At 56.5% G+C, this 20576-nt stretch carries 17 protein-coding genes and 1 riboswitch; of the genes, 13 read left to right on the top strand and 4 right to left on the bottom strand.

The annotated features are described in order from the left end of the window. Window positions 1-72: 72 nt before the first annotated feature. Window positions 73-924 carry a lipoate--protein ligase family protein gene (locus J2Z18_RS01250; protein WP_007128902.1) on the bottom strand — a complete coding sequence of 284 codons (852 nt, stop codon included), beginning with the start codon at window positions 922-924 and terminating at the stop codon, window positions 73-75. 343 nt (window positions 925-1267) lie between these two features. Between J2Z18_RS01250 and cysK the strand changes: the two genes are divergently transcribed. From cysK to J2Z18_RS01225, 5 genes are all read left to right on the top strand, one after another. Further along, a complete protein-coding gene (cysK, locus tag J2Z18_RS01245) occupies window positions 1268-2185 on the top strand; it encodes a cysteine synthase A (protein ID WP_007128901.1) in 918 nt (305 codons plus the stop codon). Between the two features lie 236 nt (window positions 2186-2421). Further along, window positions 2422-2853 carry a YciI family protein gene (locus tag J2Z18_RS01240; RefSeq protein WP_007128900.1) on the top strand — a complete coding sequence of 144 codons (432 nt, stop codon included), beginning with the start codon at window positions 2422-2424 and terminating at the stop codon, window positions 2851-2853. A gap of 8 nt (window positions 2854-2861) precedes the next feature. Then, the gene (locus J2Z18_RS01235) at window positions 2862-4115 is read left to right on the top strand and encodes an RNA polymerase sigma factor (RefSeq protein WP_007128899.1); all 1254 of its coding nucleotides are present in this window, start codon (window positions 2862-2864) and stop codon (window positions 4113-4115) included. A gap of 323 nt (window positions 4116-4438) precedes the next feature. Beyond that, the gene (locus tag J2Z18_RS01230) at window positions 4439-4840 is read left to right on the top strand and encodes a VOC family protein (protein WP_007128898.1); all 402 of its coding nucleotides are present in this window, start codon (window positions 4439-4441) and stop codon (window positions 4838-4840) included. 171 nt (window positions 4841-5011) lie between these two features. After that, window positions 5012-5359 carry a DUF1801 domain-containing protein gene (locus tag J2Z18_RS01225; RefSeq protein ID WP_007128897.1) on the top strand — a complete coding sequence of 116 codons (348 nt, stop codon included), beginning with the start codon at window positions 5012-5014 and terminating at the stop codon, window positions 5357-5359. A gap of 82 nt (window positions 5360-5441) precedes the next feature. Here J2Z18_RS01225 and J2Z18_RS01220 read toward each other — a convergent pair whose 3' ends face one another. The 3 genes from J2Z18_RS01220 to J2Z18_RS01210 form a co-directional block, all read right to left on the bottom strand. Then, entirely contained in the window at window positions 5442-5570 is a 129-nt protein-coding gene (locus J2Z18_RS01220; protein ID WP_007128896.1) for a DUF4023 family protein, read from the bottom strand. A 295-nt stretch (window positions 5571-5865) separates the two neighbouring features. Further along, window positions 5866-6171 (bottom strand): antibiotic biosynthesis monooxygenase, encoded by a 306-nt coding sequence (locus J2Z18_RS01215; protein ID WP_007128895.1) that lies wholly within the window; start codon window positions 6169-6171, stop codon window positions 5866-5868. 135 nt (window positions 6172-6306) lie between these two features. Then, entirely contained in the window at window positions 6307-7524 is a 1218-nt protein-coding gene (locus J2Z18_RS01210; RefSeq protein ID WP_007128894.1) for a DUF418 domain-containing protein, read from the bottom strand. Window positions 7525-7665: 141 nt separating this feature from the next. On the opposite strand from J2Z18_RS01210, the gene J2Z18_RS01205 reads away from it, so the two are divergent. The 8 genes from J2Z18_RS01205 (at window position 7666) to J2Z18_RS01170 (ending at window position 20567) form a co-directional block, all read left to right on the top strand. Next, a complete protein-coding gene (locus J2Z18_RS01205) occupies window positions 7666-8385 on the top strand; it encodes a response regulator transcription factor (RefSeq protein ID WP_040738309.1) in 720 nt (239 codons plus the stop codon). Then, window positions 8382-10166, top strand: a complete 1785-nt coding sequence (locus J2Z18_RS01200; RefSeq protein WP_007128892.1) for a sensor histidine kinase — start codon at window positions 8382-8384, stop codon at window positions 10164-10166. The genes J2Z18_RS01205 and J2Z18_RS01200 overlap by 4 nt, the downstream gene beginning before the upstream one ends. A 171-nt stretch (window positions 10167-10337) precedes the next feature. After that, entirely contained in the window at window positions 10338-11582 is a 1245-nt protein-coding gene (locus J2Z18_RS01195) for an MFS transporter (RefSeq protein ID WP_007128891.1), read from the top strand. A gap of 161 nt (window positions 11583-11743) precedes the next feature. Next, window positions 11744-11845, top strand: a riboswitch (purine riboswitch). Between the two features lie 348 nt (window positions 11846-12193). Then, a complete protein-coding gene (gene ade / locus J2Z18_RS01190; RefSeq protein ID WP_007128890.1) occupies window positions 12194-13999 on the top strand; it encodes an adenine deaminase in 1806 nt (601 codons plus the stop codon). 317 nt (window positions 14000-14316) lie between these two features. Then, window positions 14317-15720, top strand: coding sequence for a cytochrome ubiquinol oxidase subunit I (locus J2Z18_RS01185; RefSeq protein ID WP_007128889.1), 1404 nt, complete (start codon window positions 14317-14319; stop codon window positions 15718-15720). Beyond that, complete coding sequence (gene cydB, locus J2Z18_RS01180; RefSeq protein ID WP_210094043.1) at window positions 15707-16723, top strand: cytochrome d ubiquinol oxidase subunit II; 1017 nt, start codon at window positions 15707-15709, stop codon at window positions 16721-16723. The genes J2Z18_RS01185 and cydB overlap by 14 nt, the downstream gene beginning before the upstream one ends. Beyond that, complete coding sequence (cydD, locus tag J2Z18_RS01175) at window positions 16723-18603, top strand: thiol reductant ABC exporter subunit CydD (RefSeq protein ID WP_210094042.1); 1881 nt, start codon at window positions 16723-16725, stop codon at window positions 18601-18603. The genes cydB and cydD overlap by 1 nt, the downstream gene beginning before the upstream one ends. Further along, the gene (locus J2Z18_RS01170; RefSeq protein WP_210094041.1) at window positions 18600-20567 is read left to right on the top strand and encodes an amino acid ABC transporter ATP-binding/permease protein; all 1968 of its coding nucleotides are present in this window, start codon (window positions 18600-18602) and stop codon (window positions 20565-20567) included. The genes cydD and J2Z18_RS01170 overlap by 4 nt, the downstream gene beginning before the upstream one ends. Window positions 20568-20576 lie beyond the last annotated feature (9 nt).

The raw sequence follows: 20576 nt of genomic DNA, 5'->3' as shown, positions 1-20576 counted from the left end.
ATGCCGAATACTCCCTGCCGGATTGGGAGGGAGTTGGATGATGAACGCTTTTAATTTTTTGTAAAAAGAAAGTTATTCTGTTCGCTGATACCGCTGACGCATCTGCATGGCCATCGTACGGATGCTCTCGGCCTCCGGCATGGCGAATGAGGCGGCGGCTTCGGTCAAATCCTGATCCGCCTGCCAGCTCCGGATCACGTTCCGCACATCGTCGACAAAGCGGTGTACGGCGTCTTCGCCCGTGCCGATCCCCGTCAGTTGCTCCAGACTGGCGGTGCTGGTATCCTCCACGACCGGGTACAGCTTCGGGTCGGCGCCTGCGGCTGCGATATCGTAAAAGGTACGGACGAGCCGGGCACGCTCGCTGCCGGACCCCTCCGCGATAACGAAAGCCTGGACAATGAAAGCCTTCCGCTGCCGCCGCTGGGCGATGCCGCAAAATTTAAGGCCGTCGATGCTTAAGTCGAACGTTCCCGGGCAAAAGGCGCCTGCGACTTCGCCGGTGTCTACTTGCCGTTCCGTGCCTTGAAGCGCCTGGCGGATCAGCGCAACCATCAGCTCGAAATCCTGATGAAAGTCCGGTGCCGGGCCGGCCGATTGAAAGGGAACGATCAGGGACACATTGACGACGCCGGGGTCCAGCGGCACGGCTGCGCCGCCAGAGTGGCGGACGGCAGTGTCGTAGCCAAGGGAGCGGAGCCATGTTTCCCCTTCGGGCGCTTGCGGAAGACGGCTGTCTCGAGCGCCCATGACAAACGCCCTCGGGTGGCGCCACAAATGACACACGGCAGGACCGCCGCTTCCGGCCTGCCGGCATAACAGCTCATCCAATGCAAAATGGAGCAGCACATCATCTGAATTCAAATCGTCGGTCCGATCCAGCAGGAGGATCGGTTGATGTTGCAGTGACAGCGGGGTATTCACGCTTTCTTGCGCCTCCTCTATTGTACAATGGCTATATACCATCTTCGGTTCGTTATAGTTGCCACATATGTGAACAAGGTTTCCTCTTATCCGTGATCAAACAAGGGGCCGTATGGCGATTACGGATCCCCGATCGGGATAATCTCATGAACAGCATACCATAAAGCGGGCTTGGCGGCTGTCAGGTATGGACGTTCTCAGCAGACAGCTTCATTGACAAGCGAGAGGAAACTCTCCTATAATCCGAGTAAGCTTATTACCTTTGTTAGATAAATGATGACAGAAACCGCGGGAATATTATTTTTGAATATAATTTTTGAACATATAAGGAGTATGAAGCATCATGGCCAACATTTATAAAAGCGTTGCAGATATGATCGGGGAGACGCCGATGGTAAAGCTTCAGCGTCTCGCGCCGCCAGGGGCGGCCGAGATCTATGTGAAGCTGGAGAAATTCAACCCGTCCGGCAGCGTGAAGGACCGGGCCGCTTACAATTTGATTCATACGGCGGAAACGAAGGGCCTGCTTAAGCCCGGCGGCACCATTATCGAGCCGACCAGCGGAAATACCGGCATCGGACTTGCCATGATCGCCGCTGCCAAAGGGTATCGCGCCATCCTCATTATGCCGGATAATATGTCCAAGGAACGGATCAATTTGCTAAAGGCCTACGGGGCCGAGGTTGTCCTGACGCCGAGCAGCGAGCGCATGCCGGGTTCGATTGCGAAGGCCCTTGAGTTGCGGGAGCAGATCCCCGGGAGCTTCATTCCGCAGCAGTTTGAGAATGCAGCCAATCCGGATATTCATCGCGCCACGACTGCCCCGGAAATTCTGCAGCAGACCCAAGGACGGTTGGATGCGTTTGTCGCTACGGCCGGCACCGGCGGAACGGTAACGGGCACGGGCGAGGAGCTAAGGAGGCATCTGCCGGACCTGCATATTGCGGTCGTGGAGCCCAAGGGCTCTCCTGTCCTTTCCGGCGGGCAGCCGGGTCCTCATAAGCTGGTGGGGACGAGTCCGGGGTTCGTGCCAAAGATTCTGAATACCGGCATTTATAATGAAATTATTCAGATTGCGGACGAGGATGCGCTGCAGACGGCAAGGGACTTGGCCCGCAAGGAGGGGATCCTTGTGGGGCCGTCCTCCGGCGCTTCGGTATTCGCGGCAATGCGCGTCGCCGAGCGGCTGGGCGAAGGAAAGCGGGTCGTCTGCATTGCGCCGGACACGGGCGAACGGTATTTGAGCATGGATATTTTTTGATATGACAAAGGGGACTCCCAGCGGGAGTCCCCTTTTACGTGACAATGTCGCCGAGCAATAAATCTCTCTAGCTGTCTTTTTTATAAAAGGAATCCTCCGTTTACTCACGAAATGGTTGATAGTTGATTTTTTTCTCTAAAAAATGTTTTTGCCATGTCGATTCCCTAGTCGGTTGTTCGTTGAACTAGTAAAGGCCCGATTTCGAGGTCCTATTTGATAACAGGAGGGAACTTCCCATGAGATTTATGATGATTGTAAAAGCAACCGAGGATTCCGAGGCGGGTGTGCTGCCGAGCAAGGAGCAGCTTGACGCCATGATGAGGTACAACATGGAGCTGGCCCGGGCCGGCGTGCTGCTCGCAGCGGACGGACTGCATCCAAGCTCAGGCGCGATCCGGATTTCGTATCCGGAGCCAGGAGGGAAACCGAAGGTGACGGACGGGCCCTTCACCGAGGCCAAGGAACTGATCGCCGGCTATACGTTGATCGAAGTGAAATCGCGGGAAGAGGCGATCGAGTGGGCGATGCGCATGCCGGACCCTCACGGGTATGGCGCGGGGCAGATCGAGCTTCGGCAGGTGTTCGAGCCGACTGAATTGACGGAGGATCCCGAATCCCAGGCCCAGCAATATGAGATGCGTGAGCATATCGAGCGGCAGAAGCGATAGAGGGATCCATGGACACACATCGTACGATAGACGCAATCTGGAGAATTGAGTCCTCCCGGATTATTGCCCATTTGACTCGAATGGTGCGCGATATCGGACTGGCGGAGGACCTGGCGCAGGACGCGCTCGTGACCGCACTGGAACGGTGGCCGGAGACGGGAATGCCGGAGAATCCGGGCGGCTGGCTGATGACCGTGGCCAAGCGTAAAGCGCTGGACATGCTTCGTCGAAACAAGCTGCGCGATCGGAAGTATGAGCTGATTGGCCGGGAGCAGGAGCCGTGGGCCGATTCCGAGCCGGATGTGCCGGAACCCGGCGAGGTGGGGGATGATCTGCTGCGGCTGATCTTCATGACCTGCCACCCGGTCCTCTCGCCGGAGGCGCGGGTCGCCCTGACCCTGCGCCTTCTTGGCGGGCTCACGACGGCCGAGATCGCCCATGCCTACCTGACTTCCGAGGCAACCGTCGCGCAGCGGATCGTCCGTGCCAAGCGGACGCTGTCCGCGACCCGGGTGGCGTTCGAAATTCCGCAAGGTCCGGAGCTTAAACCGCGGCTTTCGTCGGTGCTTGAGGTCATTTATCTAATGTTCAACGAAGGATATGCCGCGACATCGGGCAGCCAGTGGATAAGGCCGCTCCTGTGCCAGGAGGCGCTTCGCATCGGACGGATTCTGGCCGAGATTGCGCCCGCGGAGCCGGAGGTCCACGGCTTGGTGGCGTTAATGGAATTTCAGGCTTCCCGCTTCAAGGCCCGGGTGGATCAACGCGGCGAGCCGGTTCTGCTCATGGATCAGAACCGGGGACTATGGGACTACCTGCTGATCCGGCGCGGTTTTGCCGCGCTGGAGCGGGTGGAGCAGCTGGGCGGCATGACCGGTCCGTATGCGATCCAGGCCGCGATCTCCGCCTGCCATGCGGGTGCGCCGAAGGCCGAGGATACCGACTGGATCCGGATTTCGGCCTTGTATGAGGCGCTCGCTCAGGTCTCCCCTTCCCCGATTGTGGAATTGAACCGGGCGGTCGCGCTTTCCATGGCGTTCGGGCCGGAGATCGGGCTTGAGATCGTGGACATTTTACAAGCCGAGCCGTCTCTGAAAGGATACCATCTTCTGCCAAGCGTCAGAGGAGATTTGCTGTTCAAGCTGGGTCGGCTGGATGAGGCATGCCAAGAATTCAAGCGAGCCGCTTCGCTGACCGATAACCAGCGGGAGAAGCAATTATTGCTTAGCCGTGCCGCGGAATGCGCGTCAAGCGGCGAATAACGGTGGGCTCTCTCCCATACAAAAAATTTTTCGAAAAAATTTCGAGTGGATGTCGATTTGGGCGATGGCCGTTCGTCACTTATATAAGATGAACAAAAAAATGAGATATTAGCAAGGGAGTAAAGTGATTCCGAAGAAGTCTAAAGCTTTCTAAATGAAAGCTACATCGGAAGCATAAGCTTAGTGGTCGCCTTTGCGACCGAATTTCTACCCTAATATGAATTCATCAGATTAAGAAATTTGGGAGCAACAGCGATCGTAGGAACACTTTACGTACTTGCCTAACATCTTATTAAAAAACAAATGAAAAGAGGATGAAGAATATGCAAGCACAATTGATTCCATTTATTATTTCCGGTGACGCGAGAGCACAAGCCGCGTTCTATATCGAAGCGGTCGGAGGAGAAATCCATGCGTTGTCTACCTTCGGGGACGCTCCGGGCACGCCGGAATCGAGCAAGGATAAAGTGATGCATCTATCGATGACACTGGCGGGAGGGAATACGTTAATCATGTCGGATGCCTTTCAAGATGCGGAACTGAGCGCTAATATGGGACTGTCGCTATCGTTTGATGACGAGGAGGCTGCACGCACCGCTTACCGTAACCTGAGCGCCGGAGGCGTGGAGAAATATCCGTTTGCCCTTCAGCCATGGGGGAATTTCTATTACGGCGAGCTCGTGGACCGGTTCGGCATGACGTGGCAGCTGGTGAAGCAGGGCTAGGCATAAGAACGTGGATCTCCAAGATACCGGTCATACCTAGTGAGTGAGCATAAAGCTTGTCGGTAGCGTGTTTGGCGTTTTGACATGATCGCATGTGCTTAGGATACATGCCTTCGCAGCATTACTGCAGCGTGAGCCCATTATCCAGTGACATAGAGGGAGCTGTAAAAAATGAACCAAAACCAAGAAGTGTCCGATTACATCGAAGCATTAGGCGATGCCTGGAAGATCGAGTTGAGTACGAATCTCAGGGAGCTTGTCCACAACGCGATCCCGGAGGTTCAGGAACGGATGCAGTACAAAAAGCCGCATTTCTTGAAAAACGGAAAATACGCGGCCGTGATCAGCGTTGCCAAGAGCGCGGTGAGCTTTACGATTTTTAACGCGGAGGGATTGGCATGGCCGGAGGATACATTTGATGGACCGCCGGAGCGGAAAACGATGAAAATTGCCCAAGGACAGGATGTGGATGAGCAGGCGCTTTCTGCCCTGCTGAAGCAGGCTTCCGCGAGCTTATAGTAAGAAACCGGTGTGCAGGCGGGACGGTATCGGTGGAGACGGTTCATCCGCGATCTTGACGGGATCGCGGACGAGGCCGGCTTCATTTTTTTGTCCCGTGCTGCTTCGTCGGGAGTTTGTCGCTAGGCGTCCCTTTGCCGTTGTTTTTGTTGCGGCGGGCTTTCTCCGCATTCTCATTCATTTTTTCTACGAAATCATGGGTGCTTTCCATTAATGATTCGGCTCCTTTGCATCAAAATATGAGATAACAAGCGTGTCCTGCTTAATATAACCATTCGGACGTCATTGTATTTGGTGATTTTGATGGCGGCGGGAACTGGCTGGGGTAACAGTCCCTATAAAAATAAGAATCCAGCTGACAGGCAAAGGGAGAGCTTCCCCGATATGCCTGCAGCTGGATCTAATTGTGTTTCGCACAATCTGTCGCCCGGCGCACATTCTTGGAGACGTGCGCCGAGGCCTTTATCTTTTAAACCAATTTTACGTGCCTTCCGTTTTTCGCTGCCTTACTTGGAATGGCTAATCAGCAGCTCGTATTTATTCAGGGAAGCGCCTAATATATTCTCGTTACGGCCCTGACCGTGGGATTGGCGGAACGATTCGCTGGACGTCCAGCGCTTGAATGCTTCCTCATCCTCCCAAACGGTAGATACCTTCAGTTCCTCGGCTTCGGCGCCTTCCTTGGCTTCATGCCATACCTCCATCCGCACGAATCCTTCAATTTCCTGAACCCCTTTGGCCTCAGCGAATCGCTGTGCGATCTCCTTGCCGTGGCCGGGCTTCACTTTAATCGAGTTGGTCACAACCAGCATGCCGCATCCTCCTTTTCATTCATCCTGTTCCTCTAACGTATGTCCATTATACAGGAACGGACGGACCGATTTCATCTTGGGGGAGCCGGTGCAGGTGAGGCGGGCCGAGCGGGCTGCCTCTTGTACCCCTGATGCTTACGTTGCCGCCGGCCCCTCGCCCGGCGTATCGATGGCCGGAGCCGGAGCGGCCTTGGTCTTGGGCCGGCCGCTCCAGGACCAATAGGTGCCCATCCGGAGCAGTCTCTCCACGGGACCGCTGCGGAATCGCTTCAGCCACAGCAGACTGCCTGCTGCCAGCACCGCATAGATGCCGATCGCCAAAAGCGCCCCTTGCAGCACGCCGAGCTTGCCGAACAAGCCGAGTCCGAATCCGTAGAAGATGAGCACGCAGACGACGCTCTGCGTCAAATAGTTGGTCAGCGACATGCGGCCCACCGCCTCGAATGCCCGGATCACGACCGATTGCCTTGATGAGAAGGCGTATAACGAAGCAAACAAGTAAATATACCCTAGAGCCAGCAGCGGGCCGCCAAGCATCATGAAGATGCCGTTCCATTCATGCGTCGTGCCCAGCATTACGCCGGCGGTCTTCAGCGCAAGGCCGACGGGAATGAGCAGCGCCCACCGGATATACAGCCGGATTTCCATGGACGGATGGAGGAAGCGTCGCCGTTTGGCCGCCGCCATGCCGAACAGGAACATCGGGGCGCTCATAAGCGGAGCGATCAGGACCACAAGGAGCATCAGCCAATCTGGCAGATTGAGCGGCATCTCCTCGTTTGACCGAAAATCCATGATTTCACCAAAGCTGCCGCTGCCGTAGACCTCGATTGATTTGGTCACATAGGCTTCCATTCGGGAGGCGTCTTCCGGAGTCGGTTCCATGGAGCCGTATCCAAGGGCCGTCATGAGGGCCAGCAGAATAATTCCCCAGATCAGCAGCGTCTTCGCCTTGCGTTTCACGAACAGGAGCAGAAAGAAGCCGATTCCCCCATAGAACAATAGAATGTCGCCTTCCCAAATAAAGGTCGAGTGCAGCAGACCGAGTCCGATCAGCAGCACAGAGCGGCGGGAGAAGCTGCGTCCGTATTTCAGGCCTTTGGCTGTAAGGCTCTCCCTCATCATCACCATGCTGTAGCCGAACAGGAAGGTAAAGATCGGCATGAAGCTGCCTTCCACGAATACCTTCAGGATATTGTGGCTGATCGTATCCAGCGCGGAGGGCTGGAAGAAATGCAGCTCATCCTTTCCGAACATGCCGTATTGAAAAATGAGCATATTGGCCATCAGAATGCCCGCCAGGCTTAACCCGCGAATCGCGTCGACGACCGTTGAACGTTTATGTGTACTCACACATCATCACCTCTTAGCCATAAGTATAGCCATTGCACTTGAATATAAAGGAAACGGCAACCTAACTTTTTCTTAACGCCTCCGGCATTTGTTTAACTCCTGTTAAGGTTGCTGTGCTAGCATAATGTACGGGTGAGAATTATGGACAATACACGAATTTTAATAGTAGATGATGAGCCTTCGATCGTGAAAATGCTCCAGATGGTGCTGCGCAAAGAAGGCTTCAACCGGATATACACGGCCGCCAGCTGCAAGGAGGCCCTTCGGGAAATCGCTGCACATGGCGCGGACTTCGTGCTGCTGGACGTCATGCTGCCCGACGGCACGGGCTTTGATCTGTGTCCTCAGCTGCGTGCCTACGGAAGTCCGCACATCCTGTTTCTTACAGCCAAGGCTTCGGATCTTGACGTGCTCACCGGCTTTGCCATGGGCGGGGACGATTATGTGACCAAGCCGTTTAATCCGCTGGAGATTGCGGCCCGGATCAAAGCGCGGCTGCGGCGCGGCGGCATCGGAACGAATGCGGCAGTCAGTCCGGCCGTTATTCGAAGCTCCTGGGATTTCGGCCGGTTTAGAGTGGATGAGGCTGCCGGCGAGCTGACGGTCCTTGGGGAACCGGTGCCGTGTCCGGCGCAGGTGTTCCAGCTGCTGCTGTATTTCTGCAAGCATCCCGGCGTCGTCTTCTCCAAATCCCAGCTGTACGAAGCGGTATGGGGCATTGACGGCATGGGCGAGGACAATACCGTGATGGTGCATATCCGGCGCATCCGGGAGCGGATCGAGGAGGATCCGAGCAACCCGCAGTATCTGCTTACGGTTCGGGGACTCGGCTATAAGCTCGTCAAGGAGAGCGGCCGATGAGACTGCGAAGAAGGCTTGCCTTTCATTTTACCTATCAATTGATTGCATTCTCGGCATTCATGTTCTGTTTTATCATCGTGCTGATGTTTTTCCTTATTAGTCATATCAGCAACGAGGAGATCAAGCGGAACTTCCCGGCAGGGGTGCTGGACAGCATCGTCGGGGAAACCGTTGCGGAGAAGGGGAGCGTTCAGCTGGAGGAGCATTGGAAGGTGCTGCTGCAGGAGAGCGGCATGTGGCTTCAGGTCGTCGATATGGAAGGGAACGTCATTCATGCCACGAATACCCCTTCGGATGTTCCAAGCGAGTACTCCGTCAGCACCCTGCTCGCCATAAAGGAAGAACGGAGGCTCGGCAAATATACGATGGACTGGCAGATGGACCTGTTCTATAAAGAACCGCTGCTGTTCCTGGCAGGTCGGGTCGATGCCGGATCGGACCAGCTCCTGGACTGGGTGGCCGCTTATGAGAAGGACGGGCTTGTCGACCCTGAATTCGAAAGGGAGCTGCAAGGGAAGCTTGGCGGCGCAGGCGGCTACCTCCATATCATTGACGGGGAAGGCCGTATCGTGCAGTCGCTCGGGGAAGGCGCCGGAGATAAGTCGGAGTACCACCCGTTGGAGATCATCGCCATGCAGGAGCAGCCGGGTACCTATTCGACGCATATTGCCGTATTTCGGGACAAGAACAGCGGCAACACCTGGATCTACCATACCCCGCAGGATGAAGCGCTGGGGAAACGGCCGATGATGAACGAGCTGATACGCGTCGCCCTGTGGGCCATGATGAGCGTGCTGCTTCTCTCGCTCGCCATTGCGATCTGGCACGGCTATCGTTACAGTCGCCCGTTACTGCTCTTTACCGGCTGGTTCGAGCGGATGGGCAGCGGAGCGTATGAAGAAGTGCTGACGCCGAAAGACCGCAAACGGGTCTTCCGCAAGAACGGCAAGCTTCGCATGCGATATAAGCTGTACAAGGAAGTGATCCATTCTTTTTACCGGATGGCCGAGCAGCTGGCAGAGGCTGAACGGGAACGCGAACGTCTGGAACGGAACCGGGAGGAATGGATGTCGGGGATATCGCATGATCTGCGTACTCCGCTCTCCTCCATTCAGGGTTACGGTTACATGCTGGAAAGCGCTCCGAATGATTGGAGTGCGGAGGAGCTGCGGGAGATGGGCACCGTCATCCGGGAAAAAGGGGATTATATGCTGGAACTGATCGACGATTTCTCGCTCGTGTTCCGCCTCAAGAGCACGATCCGCCCGCAGGAGCTTATCCCGCTCGATCTGAATGAGCTGGTCCGCCGCTGTGTGCTGAAATACGTGAACGATGCCACGCTGAATGAAGCGACCTTTACCTATATCGGCGGGGAAACGCCGCTGCTCGTGAACGGTAATGCGAAGTGGCTGCAGCGCCTCATGGATAACCTGATTATCAATGCGGTCAAGCATAATCCGGAAGGGGTCAAGATCGAGGTTCGGGTCGAAAGCCGGCCTGGCGGTGCCGCAATCATCGTCGCGGATCAGGGCAACGGCATGGACGAGGAGACGAAGGCTAACCTGTTCGAGCGGTATTACCGCGGAACGAACACGGAGGAGAGCGTGGACGGCTCGGGTCTCGGGATGAGCATTGCGAAGGCCATCGTGGAGGCTCATGCAGGCAAGGTAGGCATCTGGTCCGAGCTGGGTCGGGGCACGACCATTACCGTACTGCTGCCTGAGGCTGGGCAGGGAGACGGGGATGAGCCCGATACCGGCAAGGATTCGAGGGGAAAGTGAGAGCGGATGCCGGCAGGAATCGGCTCTATAACTAGGGTTGCACGCCTGAATGCGGGATTGCCGATCTCGGCCGGATAGCTGCAAAAAAATCCACCCGCTGCGATCCTTGGTGCGCTATAATAGCCTGGAAATGATTTCATTTGCTTACTATCTATCGACCGGAGGACATCCATGGGCTCAACTTCTTTTCGGCAATTAACCGGTAATGCCAGGGGCTGTCTCGTCTATGAACCGCTGTTCCTGATTCCCTACAGCATGTTTGCGACGTACAGCTCCATCTTTATGTACCAGCTTGGCGTAACCGAGACGGGAATCGGCTGGATCACCTCGATCGGCCTGCTCGTCCAAGTGCTTTCCTCGTTTCTTAGCGGCTATCTTACGGACCGGATGGGCCGCAAGCGTGCGCTGCTCTATTTCGACGTGCTCAGCTGGAGCATCGCTACGCTGCTATGGGCCGTCTCGCAAAACTTCTGGTTCTTTGTCATCGCGGCTGTAATCAACGGTTTTCAAAAAGTGCCCCATACGGCGTTTTATTGCCTGCTTGTTGAAGACACGGCCCCTAAGGAGCGGACGTATGTGTTTACGCTGCTGCAGCTGATCAGCGTAGTAGGGGGCTTGTTCGCCCCACTCGGGGGATTGCTGGTGTATCACTTCTCGTTGGTGCCTGGAGTGCGGATCATGTTCGTGCTGGCCTGTATCCTGATGACGATTCAATTCATCGGCAGGCATTATGCGACCCGGGAGACGGAGATCGGCTACCGCAAGATGAAGGAGACAAAGTCCATGAGCCTGCGCGAAGGCATGGTCGACTATATATCCGTCATGAAGGGCATGCTGAAAAGCCCGCTCCTGCTGATCATCTTCGGCGTTTATATTCTGTTTAACTTTCAGATGACCGTGAAGACGACCTATGTCTCTATTTTTATGGTGGAATATTTGCATCTCGGCAGCGGATTGATTTCCGTCTTTCCGGCATTCTCCTCCATCATCATGCTGATGTTCATGAGATGGATCATGCCGCGGATCAGTGAGTCCAAAGTGAACCGGACGATGGTCTGGGGATTCATCATTTCGGTGCTTGCGAACGTCGTTCTCGTCATCGCCCCGGAGGGCGACCTTGTCGTGCTCAGCGTAAGCACGATCATCGCGGCGGTTGGAACGATGATGACCTATCCGTATCTTGAAACGGCGGTTGCGAATGCCATTGATGACGATAACCGGGCTAAAATATTCGCGCTGCTCCAGGTGCTTATCCTGATCGTGATTACGCCTTCCGGCGTGATCGGAGGCTGGGCTTATGGCATCGATCCGCGCATTCCGTTCCTGCTTGTTGCGGGGGCGTTTGCCGTCAGCATTCCGCTGATGATGCTGTACGCCAAAAAGGTATCAAAGGCTCCAGCCGAAGTCAGCCTGTAATACAGGGGTGCTTCATTCGATACATAGGCTTCTGGCTTGCGGCCATGATTTTGGCGGCATCCTGGTATTTCCTAAAGAGGCCGGTTCCTTCCTGTCACTTGACTTCTTGGACAGGAGGATTATAATTCTAACAACAAATGAGTAGAATTGAATAGGGTAAAGGTCTTAGCAGCAAATCTTGATGTATATGCCGGGGAATAGGGCCCAGGCGTCTCTACCAGGTTACCGTAAATGACTTGACTACATAAAAGATGAGAATAGGACAGCCCGAGCTTTGAAGGGGAATCGCGAGGCATGGCGGTACCCCGGTACGCGTGGCGTTTCACGTATTCGTCCGAGTGGGACCGGCGCAAGGTCTAATCCGGAATCAGCGGCAATATTACGCGAGCGCAGCAGATAAGCAAGGGACTTTCTCATCTTGATGAATTCAATCTTTAGGCATCCCGGGCAGGTACGCTGTCCGGGTTGTTTTGCGTTCCGCAGCTCAGGGGGATCGTATTGATCTAAACCATGGGCCCCTCCCTCCATGCGTGAAAAATTTGCGATGAAGGGCATCATCAGACTCACTGCGTAGATATCCAATCAGCAAAAAAGGGGAGCGTGCAATCATCATGAGTTCAAGCAAAAGACATAAACGATACGAGGTCAGCCGGCAGCTGGGACAGGTTGCTTTGGGGCAGTCGCCAGCCGAGCTGGTGATCAAGAACGGCACGCTGGTCAACGTATTTACGGGCGAGCTTCAAGCGAATATGGACGTGGCGGTTGCAGCCGGGCGCATTGCCTATATCGGCAATGCGGATCATACCATCGGCGAGGGCACGAAAGTGATTGATGGCAAAGGGCGGTATATTACGCCGGGACTGCTTGATGGCCATATGCACGTCGAATCCACGATGCTGACGGTGACCGAATTTGCCAAGGCGGCCATCGTAAGCGGAACGACCGGTATCTATATGGATCCGCACGAGATTGCCAACGTGTTCGGTATGGAAGGCGTGCGCTGGATGCATGAGGAAGGTCAGCAGCTGCCGCTGAAGGTATTCACGACCATTCCTTCCTGCGTCCCCGCAACATTCGATCTGGAGGATGGCGGCGCCCAGCTTGGCGTATCCGATATCGAAGAGGGGCTGACCTGGCCCGGCACGGCAGGCCTCGGTGAAGTAATGAACTTCCCAGGCGTCGTGAACGGCGATCCGACGATGCTCGGAGAGATTGAAGCAACGCTGCGTGCGGGCAAGACGGTAACCGGACATTTTCCGGCTGAGGATGACCGAATGCTTCAGGCTTATTTGGCTACAGGGGTTAGCTCCGACCACGAGACGGTGACACGGGAGCAGGCGCTGGAGAAGGTTAGGCTCGGGATGCATCTGATGATCCGCGAGGGTTCGGCATGGCAGGACATCAAGGAGGTCATCAAAGTGGTGACCGAGGATAAGGTGCGCACGGACAACATGTCGCTCATTACCGACGATGTATACCCGCAGACGCTGGTGCGGCTCGGCCATATGAACCATATCGTGCGGCGGGCGATGGAAGAAGGGGTTGACCCCGTAACCGCGATTCAAATGGGCACGATCAACGTTGCTCGCTATTTCGGAATGGAGCTGGACCTCGGCAGCATCTCCCCGGGAAAATCGGCGGACATCCTGCTCATTGACGATTTGAAGCGCATGGTTCCATCGGTCGTCATTGCCGATGGCGAGGTCGTTGCGGAGAACGGCCGCCTTGTGGTGGAGTTTCCGTCCTACCAATACCCGGAGAAGGCTTATCAATCGGTGCGTCTAGCCCGGGCCCTCACCCCGGAAGATTTCCTGCTCCGCAGCAAATCGGGTTCGGCAGCGCGAACGGAAGTCAATGTCGTGCGCGTCATTGAGAACAGTGCCCGTACAGCTAAAATGACGGCGGTTCTCCCGGTGGAGGGCGGTATCATCCGGCCGGACCTGGAGCAGGACGTCGTGCAGCTTGCCTGTATCGAGCGTCACCGCGGAACCGGCCAAATCTCGCTAGGGTTCGCGAGCGGCTTCGGTCTGAAGTCGGGTGCGGTCGCTTCGACCGTGGCCCATGACAGCCACAACCTGCTGGTGATGGGCACGAATGTGGACGATATGGCATTTGCCGCCAATGAGCTGGCGGCTTGCGGCGGCGGCATGATCGTCGTCCGGGACGGGAAGGTGCTGGCGAAGGTGGCTATGCCGATCGCCGGCCTTTTGGCTGACCGTCCGGTGGAAGTCGTGGCCGAGGAAGTGGCGGCGCTGGAGGATGCGTGGAAGGAGCTTGGCTGCTTCATCAACGCGCCGTTCATGACCTTCTCCCTCATCGCACTCCCGGTCATTCCGGAAATCCGCATCACAAATCGCGGGATTGCGGATGTGATAGAGTTTAAGCTGATCGAGACTGAGGTGGGTCCGGTTCAATAAAATGTACAAGCTAATGCAATGATCTGCATGCCGCATCGTACGAGCAATAACGACGAGGGTCGTGCAGCAGTGATGAGGAACGACGCGCGCCGGGAGAGGCACGTGGTATAGTATACAAGGGGCAGGCTCACCAGGGATGGCGGGCCTGTCCCTTTTAAGTTCGGGACCTCGTGATTTTTGTCACAAATTTATAACTTTTTATCCGTTTTCGACTCCGATATTGTGATGTTAATCACAATCCTGCCTGCTCCAGTCTGCGACAATACCAAAAGAATCAAATTTAAAATGATGACGTGAGCTAAAGGAAGGGGTATGTTATGGATCCGGTGATGCTGGCGCGAATACAGTTCGCATCGACAACTATTTTTCACTTTATTTTCGTACCGATCTCCATCGGGTTGGCGTTTCTGATCGCCGTCATGGAGACGATGTACGTTTTCAAAGGCCAGGACGTGTATAAACGGATGGCCAAATTCTGGGGCAAGCTGCTTCTCATTAACTTTGCGGTCGGCGTAGTGACGGGGATTCTGCAGGAATTCCAGTTCGGTATGAACTGGTCCGATTATTCCCGGTTCGTCGGGGACGTGTTTGGCGCGCCGCTGGCGATCGAGGCACTGCTGGCCTTTTTCCTCGAATCGACGTTCATCGGCCTGTGGATCTTCGGCTGGGACCGGCTTTCGAAGAAGGTCCATCTGCTGAGCATCTGGCTGGTGTCCTTCGGCACCTTGATGTCGGCGTTCTGGATTCTGGCCGCCAACTCGTTCATGCAGCGTCCGGTCGGATTCGAGATCAACAACGGTCGGGCGGAGATGAACGACTTTTTCGCGCTGATCACGAACGGTCAGCTGCTGGTGGAGTTCCCGCATACGATTTTCGGGGCGCTGGCTACCGGCGCTTTCCTCGTAGCCGGGGTGAGCGCGTATAAGCTGATGAAGAAGCAGGACTTGGACTTTTTCAAAAGATCGTTCAACCTCGCGATTGTGGTTGGCCTGATTACCTCCATTCTGGTTGCGGTGTTCGGCCACCAGCAGGCGCAGTACCTCGTGCAGACTCAGCCGATGAAGATGGCTGCTGCGGAGGGCCTGTGGGAAACGAGCGAGGACCCGGCGCCGTGGACGGTCTTTGCGTCGATCGATCCGGATAAGCAGGAGAACTCGGCGGAATTCAAAGTCCCGTATTTGCTCAGCTTCCTGTCTTACAGCAAATTTAGCGGCGAAGTGATCGGGATGAAAGAGCTGCAGTACCAGTACGAGCAGGAATACGGCCCGGGCGATTATATTCCTCCGGTGCGCACGACCTTCTGGAGCTTCCGGATTATGGTGGCGGCCGGAACGGCCATGATTCTGCTTGGTCTGTACGGTGCTTGGCTGATGCTGCGCAAAAAGGTCGAGCAGGCCGGGAAGTGGTTCCTGAGCATGATGCTGATTGGCATCTCCCTGCCGATCATAGCGAACAGCTCGGGCTGGATTATGACGGAGATCGGGCGCCAGCCGTGGACGGTGTTCGGGCTCATTACGACGGAGAACAGCATTTCGCCGAATGTCAGCGCCGGGTCGATTCTGTTCTCGCTGATCGTGTTTACGGCGATTTACGCGGTGCTGGCGGCTGTCATGGCCTATCTGTTCGTCAAGGTGATTAAGAAAGGGCCGTATGCGGAGGAGGCGGACCACCGCCACGCAAGCGATCCGTTTAACAAGGAGGGCTACAATGCTGTCTCTTAATGAAGTATGGTTTGTGCTGGTTGCGGTATTGTTTATCGGGTTCTTTTTTCTCGAGGGCTTTGATTTCGGCGTTGGGATGTCCACGCAGCTTCTAGCCAAAAGCGACACGGAGCGCCGCGTGCTCATCAATTCCATCGGCCCGTTCTGGGACGCGAACGAGGTATGGCTGCTAACGGCAGGGGGCGCAATGTTCGCGGCGTTCCCGAACTGGTACGCGACCTTGTTCAGCGGGTTCTACATTCCGCTTGTCTTCCTCCTGCTGGCCTTGATCGGCCGCGGCGTAGCCTTTGAGTTCCGGGGGAAGGTGGGGAATGCCCGCTGGAAAAAGGTATGGGACGGCGCCATTTTCACAGGCAGCGTGCTGCCTCCGTTCCTGCTCGGCGTCGTATTTGCTTGCCTGATCCAGGGGCTGCCGATCAACGAAGCAATGGAAATGCACGCCGGTTTCTTCGATATCGTCAATGCCTATACGGTGGTCGGCGGGCTGACGATGACGCTGCTGTGCTTGCTGCACGGCTTGATGTTCACGACGCTTCGCACGACCTCGGACTTGCAAGAGCGCGCACGCTCCATGGCACGGAAGCTGCTGCTTCCGGTTGCGGGACTGTTCGCGGCATTCGGCGTCATGACGTATTTCATGACGAACGTGTTCGAGCGGCGGGGCGGCCTGATCGCCGTTTTGCTGGGGCTGGCGCTGCTGGCCTTCCTGCTCGGCGGATATTTCATGAGCCTGAAGCGGGATGGCTGGGCGTTCGGGATGACCGGCGCCGTGATCGCTCTTACGGTAACCTCCGTGTTCGCGGGATTGTTCCCGCGGGTCATGATCAGCTCTATCAGCCAGGCGTTCGATCTGACGATCTATAATGCGGCTTCCGGCCCGTATTCGCTGAAGGTGATGACCATCGTGGCCGTCACGCTGCTGCCTTTCGTCTTGGGTTATCAAATCTGGAGTTACTTCGTTTTCCACAAACGGGTACATGAGAAGGAGCATCTGGAATACTGATGGGAAAAGATCTGCTGGGTTACCGTGGCGCCAAGACGACGTTTCTACTGGTCGCCGTATGTACCCTGGCACAGAGCATGGCCATCCTCCTGCAGGCCAAATGGCTTGCAGAGACGGTTTCCGCGCTGTTCGCGGGGGCCTCGCTGCAGGAGCAGGGGGGAACCATTGCCCTGTTTCTGCTTGCTTTTCTGCTGCGGCACGGGGTCGGAGCCATCCAGCAAGGGATTGCGCAGCGCTTTGCGGAGCAGACCGGCACAAGCCTTCGTAAGGAGCTGCTCGGCGTGCTCTTCCGGAGAGGGCCGGCGCTGATCCGGAAGGAAGGAACGGGCAATGTGGTTACGCTTGTGCTGGAGGGCATCGGCAAGTTCCGCAAATATGCGGAGCTGACCATCCCCCGGATGATGGGCGCGGGCATAACTCCTGCGCTGGTATGGCTGTACGTATTCATGACCGACCGGATTTCGGGCATTATTTTGCTCGTGACCATGCCGATTCTGATTGCCTTCCTGATTCTTGTCGGCCTCGCTGCAAGGAAGCAGACTGAGCGGCAGCTGGATTCTTACCGGATGCTGTCCAATCATTTCGTCGACTCGCTCAGGGGGCTTATGACGCTGAAATTTCTAGGCCAGAGCCGCAAGCACAGCGGCAGCATTCGGCAGGTCAGCGAAGATTACCGGAAAGCGACCATGCGCACCTTGCGCGTGGCCTTTCTGTCCTCCTTCGCGCTGGACTTCTTCACCATGCTGTCCGTTGCGTCCGTTGCGGTCAACCTTGGTCTGCGGCTCATAAACGGAAGTATCGAGCTGCTGCCGGCGCTGCTGGTTCTGATTCTCGCGCCGGAGTACTTCCTTCCGGTGCGGATGGTCGGCGCCGATTTCCATGCGACGCTGGACGGCAAGCAGGCGGGGGAAGCGATGCAGTCGATCATTCGGGCATCGCGGGCCGAGGAGACCGGCAAGCCGGAAGCGGCGGAGACTGCTCGGAATGCGGGCGCCGTTGGCTTCGGCGAAGCCGCTGTGGCCCATGCGGCGACAACCGATAGGGCGGTTACAGTTGGAACGCCTCTCTCGGCCCCGATACTTAAAATTAAGGATAATTCAACTTACCGTGAAAGCTCGCGGCCTGTATTTCGATGGGATGATTGCAGCATGCTGGAGCTGTCCGGTGTCGGCCTGCGGCATGAAGAGCACGGGCCGGCTTCCCTGCAGGACGTTAGCTTCCGGATCCCGTGCAAAGGCAGGATCGGGATCGTGGGGGAGAGCGGAGCCGGCAAATCCTCGCTGATTGATCTGCTTGGCGGCTTTGCGGCTCCTACCGCAGGTGAGATCAAGCTGAACGGCGTGAAGCTGGAGGAAGGGAACCGCAAGGCATGGCGAAGCGGGGTGACGTATATGCTGCAGCATCCGTATTTGTTCAGCAGTACGCTTGAGGATAATGTGCGGTTCTATGCGCCGGATGCTTCCGATGCGGACGTACGGGCCGCTGTTGAGGCGGCGGGACTGATTGACCTTGTGCGCAAGTTGCCGAATGGACTTCATGAAATGATTGGAGCTGGAGGGCGAGCCTTAAGCGGCGGGCAGGCCCAGCGCGTCGCCTTGGCGAGAGCGCTGCTCGGCGGGCGGCAGGTGCTGCTGCTGGATGAGCCGACGGCCCATCTTGACATCGAGACGGAATATGAGCTGAAAGAGACGATGCTGTCCCTATTCCGGGACAAGTGGGTATTCCTTGCTACGCACAGACTGCACTGGATGCGGGATATGGATGTTATCATCGTGCTCCACCGGGGGCGCGTCGCAGAGACGGGAACGCATGAGGAGCTCATGCAATTGAAGGGCGTGTATTACGGGTTGATTACTTCGCAGATGGAGGGAGTCGGATGAAGCAGGAATCGTGGTTTCGGCCTTATGTGACGGCAAATTTCTGGCGCTTTCTGCTGATTGCCATGCTCGGCGTGCTTACCGTTCTGTTTGCGTGCATGCTGATGTTTACGTCAGGGTATTTAATCTCCAAATCCGCGCTCCGACCGGAGAACATTCTGATGGTGTACGTGCCGACGGTAGGTGTCCGTACATTCGGGATCGGACGCGCCGTCCTGCATTATGCGGAGCGCCTTGTGGGGCATGATACGATTCTCCGTATCCTGTCCCGGATGCGGCTGAGGCTGTACCGGATTCTGGAGCCTCAGGCACTCCGGTTAACTTCCCGCTACCGGACCGGCGATCTCCTCGGCGTGCTCTCCGATGACATTGAATATTTGCAGGACGTCTACATCCGCACGGTATTTCCGTCGTTCGTGGCGCTGGTCCTATATGCCGGCGTGATTGCGGCCGCTGGACGATTCGATCCGGGATTTGCTCTTCTGCTGGCCTTGTATGTGGCCGTTCTGGTATTCGTGCTGCCGCTCATTTCCCTGCTGCTGACGAAGCGGAAGAACCGGGAGATGAAGCAGGCAAGGAACCGGCTGTACCAGAAGCTGACCGATGCGGTGCTTGGCATGCATGAATGGTACGTCAGCGGCCGGCAGCAGCAGTTTCTGACGGGATACGAGGAGGATGAAGCCGAGGTGGACCGGACCGACCGGGCGCTCAAGCGGTGGGCGCGGCTGCGCGGCTTCATCGGGCAGACGGTCGTTGCGGTAACGGTCGTCACGGTCGTGTATGTAGCTGGCAAGGAGTATGCGGGCGGTTCACTGGACGTTACGCTGATCGCGGCGATGGTGCTTGCGGTGTTTCCACTGATGGACGCTTTTCTGCCGGTGTCCGAGGCGGTAGAGCGGATTCCGCTGTACGGTCAATCGGTTCAGAGACTGAAGGCCATCGGGCATGGAGAGGGCTCCGCCACCACTGGATACCCGGAGCAGCTGTCATTGAGCCGGGGCGAAGTGGATGCCGTCATTCGAAGCGGCGCGCATATAAAGCTGGAGGCCGTCTCGTTTCAATACGATGCAAATGGGACTGATGCAGCACACTCAGCACATTCACCAGCAGCACCTTCGCCAGATGCGGCTGAAGCAGCATATTCAACAACAGCACACTCACCAGATCCGGCAGATGCGGCATATCAACCAGAAGCGGCAGATACAGCATATCAACCAGAAGCGACAGATGCAGCACATTCGGCACGTTGGGCAGGCGCGACAGCATCAGGCTGTTTGGACAAAGGTACACACGCGCTCCGGGACATTTCCCTTGACGTTCCCGCCGGAGCCAAGGTGGCGGTCATCGGACGTTCAGGAGCCGGCAAATCGACCCTGCTGCAGCTTATCCAGGGCGTCTTGACACCCTCATCGGGCACGGTCACGATCAGCGGCACGGATGCTGCGCGTTTTGGCGACGATATCTCGTCCGTGATTTCCGTCCTGAATCAGAGCCCTCATCTATTCGACACCACGCTGGCAAACAATATCCGGCTCGGACGACCGGATGCCACGGAAGAGGATATCCGGCAGGCCGCTGCGATGGCCCAGCTAACTACGCTGGTCGATTCCCTTCCGGACGGCCTCCATACCCGCATGCAGGAAGCAGGGCAGCGTTTTTCAGGAGGAGAACGCCAGCGAGTGGCCCTTGCCCGCATTCTGCTGCAGAAGAGTCCGGTCGTTATCCTTGACGAACCGACGGTCGGGCTGGATCCCAGAACGGAGCGCGAGCTGCTCTCTACCATTTTCTCCAGCCTTCAGGACCGGACGCTGATCTGGGTGACCCATCATCTCGTCGGCGTCGAGCAGATGGATGAGATCCTGTTCTTGGAGCAAGGGAAAGTCGTCATGCGCGGTACGCACGACGAGCTGATGGAGCGCTACCCAAGGTATCGCGGGCTGTATCGGCTGGACCGCCCCGGCGCATAATTGAATAGG

The organism is Paenibacillus lactis, from assembly GCF_017873605.1.
Classification (GTDB): domain Bacteria; phylum Bacillota; class Bacilli; order Paenibacillales; family Paenibacillaceae; genus Paenibacillus_AQ; species Paenibacillus_AQ lactis.
Note: the sequence above shows the minus strand (reverse complement) of the source record. Positions and strands in the feature narration are given on the sequence as shown.